The organism is Gaetbulibacter aestuarii, assembly GCF_039537665.1.
GTDB lineage: Bacteria > Bacteroidota > Bacteroidia > Flavobacteriales > Flavobacteriaceae > Gaetbulibacter_A > Gaetbulibacter_A aestuarii.
Genome location: NZ_BAABAY010000006.1, coordinates 278,309 through 287,768, shown reverse-complemented (window position 1 = coordinate 287,768; position 9,460 = coordinate 278,309). Strand labels below are relative to the sequence as shown.

General features: G+C 36.0%; 8 protein-coding genes. 4 read left to right on the top strand and 4 right to left on the bottom strand.

The genetic code is table 11. The annotated features are described in order from the left end of the window. Positions 1–1,704, bottom strand: a 1,704-nt coding sequence (locus tag ABD682_RS13150; RefSeq protein WP_344741983.1) for an HYR domain-containing protein, incomplete at its 3' end; no start/stop codon positions are given. 469 nt (positions 1,705–2,173) lie between these two features. Here ABD682_RS13150 and ABD682_RS13145 point away from each other — a divergent pair. From ABD682_RS13145 to ABD682_RS13130, 4 genes are all read left to right on the top strand, one after another. Next, the gene (locus tag ABD682_RS13145) at positions 2,174–2,659 is read left to right on the top strand and encodes a SixA phosphatase family protein (protein WP_344741981.1); all 486 of its coding nucleotides are present in this window, start codon (positions 2,174–2,176) and stop codon (positions 2,657–2,659) included. Positions 2,660–2,752: 93 nt separating this feature from the next. Continuing rightward, entirely contained in the window at positions 2,753–4,819 is a 2,067-nt protein-coding gene (gene ppk1, locus ABD682_RS13140; RefSeq protein ID WP_344741980.1) for a polyphosphate kinase 1, read from the top strand. A 1-nt stretch (position 4,820) separates the two neighbouring features. Next, positions 4,821–5,726, top strand: a complete 906-nt coding sequence (locus tag ABD682_RS13135; protein WP_344741978.1) for a Ppx/GppA phosphatase family protein — start codon at positions 4,821–4,823, stop codon at positions 5,724–5,726. A 167-nt stretch (positions 5,727–5,893) separates the two neighbouring features. After that, positions 5,894–6,496 carry a porin family protein gene (locus tag ABD682_RS13130; protein ID WP_344741977.1) on the top strand — a complete coding sequence of 201 codons (603 nt, stop codon included), beginning with the start codon at positions 5,894–5,896 and terminating at the stop codon, positions 6,494–6,496. On the opposite strand, the gene ABD682_RS13125 is transcribed toward ABD682_RS13130, so the two are convergent. The 3 genes from ABD682_RS13125 to ABD682_RS13115 are packed head-to-tail and all read right to left on the bottom strand — an operon-like array spanning position 6,493 to position 9,392. Further along, entirely contained in the window at positions 6,493–7,074 is a 582-nt protein-coding gene (locus tag ABD682_RS13125) for a MiaE family protein (protein ID WP_344741976.1), read from the bottom strand. The two genes, ABD682_RS13130 and ABD682_RS13125, sit on opposite strands and share 4 nt — an antisense overlap. Before the next feature lie 3 nt (positions 7,075–7,077). Then, positions 7,078–7,641, bottom strand: coding sequence for a hypothetical protein (locus ABD682_RS13120; protein ID WP_344741974.1), 564 nt, complete (start codon positions 7,639–7,641; stop codon positions 7,078–7,080). A gap of 20 nt (positions 7,642–7,661) precedes the next feature. Further along, positions 7,662–9,392, bottom strand: a complete 1,731-nt coding sequence (locus tag ABD682_RS13115) for a DNA polymerase III subunit gamma/tau (RefSeq protein WP_344741973.1) — start codon at positions 9,390–9,392, stop codon at positions 7,662–7,664. Positions 9,393–9,460: the final 68 nt, after the last annotated feature.

Here is a 9,460-nt window from a genome sequence, read left to right as displayed (position 1 = left end):
GTTATCAGCTTCATCTGTTACTACGGAGATATCCGGAGCAGGCACATCATCAGCACACTGCACGGTAATAGGTGCAGGATTAGATGCTGTAGGATCGGTAGTATCTTCAACAAAAATTATTTGGTTGTGATCATGATAATTTCCTGATACATCAGTAACTCTCCAGGTTCTTGTTATCGTATAAGAATTTGCACAAATTCCTTCTGTTATTGCATCAGAATATGTTACAACCGGATTAGGATCGCAATTATCACCATAAATATTAGGGTTTCCAGTGATACTCAGATCAGAGGTATCTTGATCACACTCTAAAACAATATTTGCAGGTGCATTAAATCCAGGATGTTCATTATCAACCACGGTAACCGTTTGCACACAAGTTGCAATGTTATCAGAGTTATCAGTTACTGTCCAGGTAACGTCTGTACTTCCAGTTGAAAACAAATAGGTAGTAGGGTCAATAATACCTCCATCTACTGAGGCCGTTACGGATTTAACACCGCAATTATCATTTGTTAAAGGAGTTCCTAAATCAACGGATGTGGTGCAATTTCCAGTTCCATCATCAGAAGTATTAGCCGTCACAGCTGTAGGACATGTTATTGTAGGCGGTGAGTTATCGCTATAGTTAAACGCAATACTATTTGTTGCACTACAACCATTGGCATCAGTAAAGGTTACAGTAATTGTACCATTAGATGCCCCAGTAAACGTTAGTGTTGGAGCAGTCCAACTGGCGGTACCTCCGGTTGTATTATTATCAATGGTATAAGTGTAAGGTGCCGTACCACCACTAGCAGTAAATGAAGCATCCGTTGTAGAGGATGCACAATCTAAATTACCTGAGCTTGGATCAGTTGTGTTAACGAGTTCCGTTGGTTCTGTTAAATTAACAGTAATGGTCTCTGAGTGACTATTACTATCTGTGAGTGTAACACTTATTGTACCGCTAGAAGCTCCATTAAATATAAGCGTTGGAGAAGTCCAAGTCGCAGTTCCTCCTGTATTATTGGAATCAATGGTATAATTATAGGGCGTAGTTCCACCACTTACTCCAATAGTAACATCAGTAGTATCACCATTACACAATATGGGGTCGTACTTTGAATAAACTTTAAAAGGCCCTTCGGCAACAATATCTGGTATACCACCATTACAGGTGGAGTAGTTTCCTGTTGGACAAGTCGGTGTATTATCATTCTTATTATCCCATGAAATTAAAATGTCTTCTAATCCTATAACTAGATTAACTTGACCATTAGAGACATAATTTTCAATGGGATAATCAATTTTATAATCTCCGGTAACAATTAATCCAGGTGTGAAGGCTTTTACAAATGAGGTACTACCTCCTTCTGAAAGATCAATCAGATAAAACTGAGCATAAAGATCATATTTTCCTTGCCCACTAGCATCAACTTTAACGTAAACGTAAAATAAGTCTGTATCACTATAAGTTCCGACATTATTATCGTTGACTACGTTTCCATTTGCGTCTCCAATGTAAGCACCTAATATTTTAACATTACTTGAAGAACAATTTCCCCCGTCAGGATCTGTTGTACAATCAATATTATTATCAGGGGTTAATATTTGCTGGGAGTTTCCTTGGAATCCAAACAAAAGGAAACAAAATAGGAAAGTAAAATAAATTACTTTCAAATTACCAGATTTTCTATAGTTACTTTTGTAATGTTTTCCCATATCACAAAAATGTTAGTGGTTAATAGCTAAAAATAGATTTAGAGCAATAAAAAAATGCCTCTAAATGCTTTGCGTTTCACTTAGTGGTTTAACAATAAATTTGTGAGGGAAATTTTGAGCACAAGGCCCATTCTGGTATGGATTATTCGATTTTGGGGTCATGATAATTCGTGTTTTGGTGTAAGTAGGTGAAACAAAGGAAGCTAACAAGCTTAATTTCTTCAAAAAAAAATGTTAAATAACCCAAAAAAACGTTTAAGGGAAGTTTTAAAGTCCTATATCGTTGAAAAGATTCCTTTCGTCGATAGTGAACTAGAAACTCAATATGTTTTAAGATTTAAGCGTTTTTCGGATACTGTCCTTCGTAGGTTTTTGTGTAATTTTATGGTTTATTGTTAATAGCTAAAAATTAATTTCATCGGTAAAAATAACAATTTATCGAATAAAAACAACATTTCATCGATAAAAAATGAAAAAAATTATTCTTGTCAGACATGGAAAATCATCCTGGGAACACGATGTGATCGATCATGAACGTCCTCTAAAACCCCGTGGAATCGAAGATGCGCATAGGGTAGCCCAAGCTTTTCAGAAGGAAAATATGGGTATTGATCTGGTACTTTCAAGTGACGCTAAACGTGCTGCGGAAACCTGTAGTATTTTTGTTAAAATTTTGAAAATCAATCATTCAAACGTCATTTTTCAACATAATTTATATGATTTTTCAGGCGAATTGTTAACCCAAGCTATTAAATCTTGCTCGGATTCTGTTAATTCATTGATGGTTTTTGGTCATAACCATGCTTTTACAGCATTCGTGAATACTTTTGGAAGTGAATTTATAGACAATGTTCCCACATCCGGATTAGTAGTTTTAGAGCTCGATATAAATTATTGGAAGGATTTGAAACCCGGACTTACGAAACTTACGATATTCCCTGCCGATTTAAAATGATATAATTCTAAAAATCTATTCATTTCTTAACTGAAAAACTCTCTTTATTTACGTTGAAATAGAATATATTTGTTTCAAAGTATTTATTTATTCATGACTCCAAACACGCTTCAAAATCAAAATAGTTATATCAATAGAGAAATCAGCTGGCTTCAATTTAATGCCCGGGTTCTTCAGGAAGCGTCGGATGAGAAAGTTCCCTTGCTAGAGCGGCTTCGTTTTTTAGGGATATTTTCAAATAATCTCGATGAATTCTTTAAAGTACGCTACGCCACTGTAAAACGTATTGTTGAAGCAGGACGTGGTGGTAAAAGCGAGCTTGGTGGTATTCGGGCAAAAGAGCTTCTAGAGATTATTACTGAAATTGTTATTGATCAGCAAAGTGAAAGCCTTGATATTTTAAGTAATATTAAAAAACAACTTGAAAAGGATAACATTCATATTATTGATGAAACCCAGATCGCGGGAAGTCATCAGGATTATATCAATAAATATTTTCTTCAAAAGGTAAGTCCGGCATTGGTTACAATTATTCTTAATGACCTGGCAACGTTACCTAACTTAAAGGATAGTGCCGCTTATTTGGCTGTTCGCATGGTACTTTCAAATGGTGAAAAGCAGTTTGCCCTAATTGAAATTCCGAAATCTATCAATCGATTTATTGTGCTTCCAAAAGAAGGGGACCAAAGTTATATTATCATGATCGATGATCTGTTGCGGTATTGTTTAAAAGAAATCTTCTATATTTTCGATTATAAAGATATTTCTGCTCATATGATCAAGATTACACGTGACGGTGAGTTAGATTTTGATAGCGACCTGAGTAAGAGTTTTATGGAAAAGATATCTGAAAGTGTAAAACACCGTCAGATTAGTGAGCCGGTGCGCTTTGTGTATGATAAAAACATAAATAAGGAAACCCTTCAATATTTAATGTCGAAAATGGGTATCGATAATACGGATAGCATAATTCCCGGCGGGCGTTACCATAACCGTAGAGATTACATGAATTTCCCTAGTTTAGGCCGAACGGATCTCCTTTACGATAAAATAGAACCTTTACCCATTAAAGGCTTAAGTTTACAGGACAGTCTTTTTTCTGCTATTAAAAAGAAGGACTATTTGCTATACACGCCTTATCAAACTTTTTCCTATGTGGTTAAATTTTTGCGTGAAGCAGCACTTGATCCGAAAGTTAAAACCATAAAGATTACGATTTACCGCCTGGCCGAAATTTCGCATATCGCCAGTTCATTGATTAATGCTGCGTTAAATGGAAAAAGTGTTACGGTTTCTATTGAGCTTCGGGCTCGTTTTGATGAGCAGGCCAATATTGATTATGCACAGCAAATGCAAAGTGAAGGTATTAATTTGATTTTCGGCGTTCCCGGGTTAAAAGTACACAGTAAAATGTGTGTTATTGAACGACAAGAAGATGAAAAGATTAGGCGCTATGGCTTTATAAGTACAGGAAATTTTAACGAATCAACGGCAAAAATTTATACGGATTATACGCTATTCACGGCAAATAAAGCGATCCTTAAAGACGTTGATAAAATATTTAATTTCTTTGAAATCAATTATAAGATTAATACCTATAAACACCTTATCGTTTCACCTCATTATAGCCAGAAAGCCTTTTTTAAACTCATTGATGAAGAAATAAAAATCGCTAAAAAAGGCGGAGAGGGACTAATTCGCTTAAAATTGAATAGCTTGTCCAGTTATACCATGGTTGATAAATTATATGAAGCCAGTAATGCAGGTGTGAAAATTCAATTAATCATCAGAGGAATTTGTTGTTTAATTCCCGGTGTGAAGGGGATGAGTGAGAATATTGAGGTGATTAGTATCGTTGATAAATTTTTAGAACATCCTCGTGTTTATATCTTTGGAAATAACGGTAATTCAAAAGTTTATATTTCCTCGGCGGATTGGATGACACGTAATATCGAGAGCAGGGTGGAAGTATCATGTCCGATTTACGACAAAACTATTAAGCAAGAAATTATTGATGTTTTCAATATTAGTTGGAGTGATAATGTAAAGGCCAGATTAATTAACAGATCTGAAGAAAATATTTACAGAAAAAATGATGAAGCACCTGTAAGATCACAGTTCGCGACTTACGATTATTACCTAAAGAAACTAAACAGCTAATATGCTTTCAATAAAAAAATATGCAGCCATTGATATCGGATCGAATGCCGTGCGTTTGCTAATTTCAAATATTATTGAACAAAAAGGAAAACCTGTTCAATTTAAAAAGAATTCATTGGTGCGAGTACCCATCCGATTGGGAGCGGATGTTTTTGTAAAACAAAAGATATCAAAAGAAAATACCAAACGTATGCTGGATACCATGCTGGCTTTTAAACTGTTAATGAATTCACATAAAGTGGTAAAATATAAAGCTTGTGCAACTTCCGCTATGCGCGAATCGTCTAATGGCAGAGAAGTGGCTGAGATGATTAAGAAACATGCTGATATTAGTATTGATATCATCGACGGTGAAGAGGAAGCCGCAATTATTGCAGCTACCGACCTAAATACCTTTATTGACGATTCCAAAACCTACTTATATGTTGATGTTGGTGGCGGAAGTACTGAGTTTTCAATTATTGATCAGGGAGAAAAGGTTATTTCCCGATCTTTTAAAATAGGAACTGTAAGATTGTTGAATGATATGGTGAGTAAGGAAGCCTGGGATGAACTACAAGTATGGATAGCCCAGTATACCAAGAAATATGAGAAGATCACAGTGATTGGTTCCGGAGGAAATATAAATAAGATATTTAAAAATTCAGGTAAAAAACTTGGAAAACCTTTGTCTTATTTCTACATGACCTCGTATTACAATACCTTGCAAAGTTACTCTTATGAAGAGCGTATTACAGAACTCAACTTGAATCAAGACCGTGCCGATGTCATTATTCCGGCAATGCGAATTTACCTTTCAGCCATGAAATGGAGCAGTGCCAAAAACATCATAGTTCCTAAAATCGGATTGGCCGATGGCATCATAAAAAGTATATACTACGATACTGTTTCGAGCAATACACAGTAAAATTTTGCACTTCAACTTTTAAAATAGTTTTTTTAAGAGCTTTTCTTCTATATTCGTTTTCGAATTGTATAACTAAGTTATACGCTCCCAAACATTTACACGAAGTAAATCAGATTTAAAAAATCTGATAAAATTTACTTTTAAACTTAACTTTAAAGCTAAAGCTTATGAAATCAACATTACTTTTTCTTTTTCTTTTTACGCTTTCATTATCTGGTTTTTCTCAGGAAGACCAACCGAAAGCAGATCCTAACCAAAGCACTGATGAATACCAGGAGCAAGAACCGGTAGGCGGGATGCAAGGTATTAAGTTTGGGGTGCGTGGCGGAATGACTATTTCAAATTTAGATTTTGATGGTGTTCCCAACGTTACCAATAAACACCGAAATAGCATGTACATTGGGTTTTTAGCCCACTTAGGTTTGTCTAGAACCGTTGCTTTAATTCCAGAGCTTCAATTTTCAGCCGAAGGCGCTAATAAAGAAGAATTACATTTAGATTATATTCAATTACCTGTAATGCTTCAATTTAGAATAAGCGAAAAAATAAAATTTGGCTTAGGTCCGCAAGTAGGTTTGAATATTCCAAAAGTAGACGACAACCTTCAGGACCTTGCGTTCTCCGGTGTTGCAGGTTTGGAATATAAAATCAATTATGTGATGTTTGCTGATCTGCGTTACAATTATGGCCTAACCAATATTTTTGACACCGATTACGGCGTTTCAGCTAAAAACAGAACTTTACAAATAGGGATTGGTTATAAATTTTAACCGTGAATGGTTTCAGATTTACTGAGGTCGACCATAATTTGGGCTTCATAATCTAATAAATCCTGCCATTTTTTATCAACCACTCTGCGATCGCCATATTGTCTGGCAAAACCGAGAAACATAGTGTAGTGATTCGCTTCGCTTACCATTAAATTTCTGTAAAATGTAGCTAATTCCTGGTCTTCAAGTTCTTCTGAAAGCAATCGGAAGCGTTCACAACTTCGGGCTTCTATCAAAGCGGCATAAAGTAAGCGATGAACGAGCTGATCTGTTCTGCTGCCTCCCTTCGGAAAATATTGCACCAACTTATTTACATAGTCATCTTTACGATCACGACCCAGTGTCCAGCCGCGCTCAATGATTTTATCGTGAACCATTTTAAAATGACTGATCTCTTCTTTAACCAAAGCAGTCATTTCCTTGACCAGATCCGTATATTCCGGAAAACTTACAATGAGCGAGATCGCGGTACTCGCTGCTTTTTGTTCACAAAAGGCATGGTCCGTTAAGATGTCTTCAATATTTTTCTCAACAATATTAACCCATCTTGGGTCTGTTGGTAATTTTAGTCCAAGCATAATTTAAGATAATTTTGAAACAAATGAATTTTGCTTGATATGCATTTCACCTTCATCATCAATTTCTATGGTAAAATCGCGATATGAACGCGTTTCTGGAAAATAAAAAGCTGTTTTCAAACAAACCTTTTCATTTAAGGAGCTTTCGTAATCTATCCAAACGTATTGCATAATTGCGAGATCCCAAGATTCCGAAATTTTAAAATTTGTAAAAAGCGATTTATCGATTCTTTTATTTAATATAATGTTACCAGATTTTTTACATACAACCTCTGATCCAAATTCCAAATAATTCAGCTCTTTCGGTGGGTTTGTTTGAAGTGTAAACTTTTTATATTGATCATCGAGAGCTGTGTATTTCAGATGAAGTTCAAAGCCGTTGGACAAAATCGTATCCGTTTGAATTTCCACACTTTTCTCTGGAATAAATTCGATTTGTTTGGAAAACGAGTTATATAACCGGCTTTTTTTCAAAACCTCCGCATTTGTGTCGTAATGGTGATAGCGACCGTCGCAACTGAAAAAAATAATACCAATGAGACTAAAAAAAAGAAAGATCTGCTTCATGTTTCGTTGATTTGAAAATCCTAAAGATCGAGATCGAATGTTTTTCTTAAAATATCAATATTAGGATTTTTTTCTTTAAGTTTCTCAAACTTCTCATGTGTAGTGTAAACAAACTGCTTTTCCTTAGTTTCATTTACAGCGATATCCAGGCTGATATCGAAGTTGTTCAATTTTTTTCGAAGGAATCCCAGAAGATTGTATTGGTCTCGTTCCAGCTCGTACTTGTTCGTTTCATTCGGGAAAACTAACTTAATTGTGGTGCCGTCAAGTTTTGGTTTGTCGATAGTTAAAATAGACGCCATATTGAACTGCCCCTTCTTTTGAATAGAATCGACATATTGTTGCCAGGCGCTTAGGAGTTCTTTTTCAGTGAAATCCTCCTTAGGAAGTTCCTCCTCATCAACAACAACATCCATTTGCTTGATCTGGTGCTCTTTCTTTTTTCGAATACTACTAATGGATAAACCGGAAGGTTTTTTATGTGTTTTATCCAGGACTATTTTTGGAGGTTCTTTAACCTTAAATTGCTCTACAGGCTCTTTAGAACTTGGTTCCTCAACAGACTTTTTAGTGTCAATTTTTGAAGTATTCTTGTTGGTCTCAGGTTCAGGTATTTTTACCGGAATAGGAGCAATGCCTTTGTTTTTGAAATAAGAAGCCGGTATTATGTAGTGATTGCTATTTTTTTTTTCTCCATCAAAAGTGATAGAGGCAAGCTGCATAAGGCATAATTCAACAAGTAAACGTTGATTTTTACTGCTTTTGTACTTGAGATCACAATCGTTAGCAAGTTCAATAGCTTTAAGGAGGAAACTCTCAGGCGCTTTTTTGGCCTGTTCCAGATATGTTTTCTTAGTTTCATCACCAACTTCAAGCAAATCAACTGTTTCGGGTGTTTTACTTACGAGCAAGTCTCTGAAATGAGAGGCTAAGCCGGCAATAAAATGATGGCCGTCAAAACCTTTTGATAGCGTACTGTTGAAATGCAAAAGTAGCTCGGGAATATTATTTTCCAGAATCAGGTCGGTGCTGGTGAAATACGTTTCGTAATCCAGCACATTAAGATTTTCTGTTACTGCTTGTCGGGTTAAATTCTTGCCGGAAAAGCTAACTACACGATCAAAAATCGATAAAGCATCACGCATAGCACCATCTGCTTTTTGAGCAATAATATGAAGCGCGTCATCATCGGCGGTAACGCCCTGTTCTTCAGCAATATACTTCAAGTATTCTTTCGCGTCTTTAACCGTAATACGCTTAAAATCAAATATTTGGCATCGCGATAAAATCGTTGGAATGATCTTGTGTTTTTCGGTGGTGGCCAATATAAACACACAGTGTTTTGGAGGTTCTTCCAAGGTCTTCAAAAAGGCATTAAATGCCGATTGTGACAACATATGAACCTCGTCGATAATATACACCTTATATTTCCCCACCTGAGGTGGAATACGCACCTGATCGGTTAAATTACGGATATCGTCAACCGAATTATTTGAAGCCGCATCCAGCTCAAAAATATTGAAAGCATAATCTTCATCCCCGGAATCACGTCCTTCACTATTGATCATTTTAGCTAAAATACGCGCACACGTGGTTTTGCCAACACCTCGTGGTCCGGTAAATAAGAGCGCTTGGGCCAAATGATTATTTTCAATGGCGTTTAGTAGTGTATTGGTAATAGCCTGCTGCCCTACAACATCCTTGAAGGTTTGTGGTCTGTATTTTCGGGCCGATACTATAAAATGTTCCATATAGCTTGCTTTCGCAGGTGTTTAGAACGATTATTTCAATAGAAAAAATTCAAAAATCGTCGTTGTAA

Coding starts and splice junctions, on each gene's coding strand:
- ABD682_RS13120 (WP_344741974.1), bottom strand. CDS start 7,641: ATGAAGCAGATCTTTCTTTTTTTTAGTCTCATTGGTATTATTTTTTTC.
- ABD682_RS13145 (WP_344741981.1), top strand. CDS start 2,174: ATGAAAAAAATTATTCTTGTCAGACATGGAAAATCATCCTGGGAACAC.
- ABD682_RS13135 (WP_344741978.1), top strand. CDS start 4,821: ATGCTTTCAATAAAAAAATATGCAGCCATTGATATCGGATCGAATGCC.
- ABD682_RS13115 (WP_344741973.1), bottom strand. CDS start 9,392: ATGGAACATTTTATAGTATCGGCCCGAAAATACAGACCACAAACCTTC.
- ABD682_RS13125 (WP_344741976.1), bottom strand. CDS start 7,074: ATGCTTGGACTAAAATTACCAACAGACCCAAGATGGGTTAATATTGTT.
- ppk1 (WP_344741980.1), top strand. CDS start 2,753: ATGACTCCAAACACGCTTCAAAATCAAAATAGTTATATCAATAGAGAA.
- ABD682_RS13130 (WP_344741977.1), top strand. CDS start 5,894: ATGAAATCAACATTACTTTTTCTTTTTCTTTTTACGCTTTCATTATCT.